The 1,249-nt window shown below is 56.3% G+C and carries 2 protein-coding genes; one reads left to right on the forward strand and one right to left on the reverse strand.

Annotation, left to right across the window (positions count from 1 at the left end):
- Positions 1 to 520 precede the first annotated feature (520 nt).
- Positions 521 to 796, reverse strand: a complete 276-nt coding sequence (locus ACFFWD_RS25930) for a DNA -binding domain-containing protein (protein WP_376969929.1) — start codon at positions 794 to 796, stop codon at positions 521 to 523.
- A gap of 82 nt (positions 797 to 878) precedes the next feature.
- Between ACFFWD_RS25930 and ACFFWD_RS25935 the strand changes: the two genes are divergently transcribed.
- A complete protein-coding gene (locus ACFFWD_RS25935; RefSeq protein WP_376969931.1) occupies positions 879 to 1,109 on the forward strand; it encodes a helix-turn-helix domain-containing protein in 231 nt (76 codons plus the stop codon).
- The last annotated feature ends 140 nt before the right edge of the window (positions 1,110 to 1,249 follow it).

The raw sequence follows: 1,249 nt of genomic DNA on the forward strand, positions 1-1,249 counted from the left end.
TAAAAAATTGAATCAGCAAATTCTCGCTACGGCGAGAGGTTTTTCAGCAGACTGCTAGAGGTCGGGTCGCTGCCGATACTGATCGGCCATGACCGACCGCCGAACGCAAGCTCCTTTGTTGGGCAATCGCGGCATGATAGGCGAGCTTAGCTTCACGGACGCTTCATCTATTTGGGGGAAACCGACCGTGAAAGAGCGCACATCGCACGGCGAGCCGCTACCATCGATCGTATGAAATCGTAGAAAATCGTAAGCAAGCGAACAAAATCGGGCAATGGCGGAGAGAGTGTCAGTCAATCCCCATTGAAAGATAAGGGGTCTTCGACCTTCCCAGACCAAAGCTCACCGTTTCAGCTCCGGCCGAAAAATGGGATTACGCCTTCGACACAAGCCTGTCCCGCTCAATGGCCGGTCATCGACAACAGCCGCTCAACCTGATTGTAGGCGTTTCCCCTCCGAAGGCATGTGTCAACTCAGTTGTTTAGAACTTGCGAGAGCTGTTCCCACTGGCGGATTGAACCTATCCAAATACGCCTTTCAACAGGTGTCTGTAGCCGTGTTCAGTCATCCACTGGGCTCGGGCTAGATGGCTTTCAAACGTTTTGCGCGCCTGTTCCGGCTCCCGATCCGGATCGATGTCCAACACAACTCGTACGACCTCGCGCCAGTCGGTACCTTCAGCGTACGCGTCGAGCAACCTGAGATAAGTCACACGGTGGGCGTGGTCATAGGGGGTTAAGGCCGGATCGGCCGGCGCAATTGCCGCAACACCGGGGTGGGTCAGCGCATGAGGCATAGGGTCCTCCCATCTACTCACGCCACACGAATTCGGTTTTAAAGCCGTGGGTCAATAAACCACAAGCCGCTTGGCTGGCGCAATGGATCTGCGTCAGCTATTCGCAACGAACTTGCGCCGCATTCGGCACCAGCGGGGGATTTCCCAGGAAGAGCTAGCCCATGAGGCAGCTGTCGACCGCGCTCATGTGAGCAAGGTGGAAAGGGGCATTACCTACGTAGGTCTGGAAATCATTGGCAAATTTTCTGCCGTCCTTGATGTTGAACCGGCAGAATTCTTCAAGCCGGCCAGCAAGAGGACGAAGCCCCGTTAGCGGATCGGCAGACGATGGCGTTTCTGAAGTAAGGGCGCACGGCCCAGTCCCGTGCCAATCCTTTGGCCGCTCGCTGGAGTGGCACTCACCCGAGCGAGGGTGAGAAGACACCCAAGCGGCGATGCCCCAAGCAGCCGATC

This window comes from Bradyrhizobium erythrophlei, assembly GCF_042430365.1.
Lineage (GTDB): Bacteria > Pseudomonadota > Alphaproteobacteria > Rhizobiales > Xanthobacteraceae > Bradyrhizobium > Bradyrhizobium erythrophlei.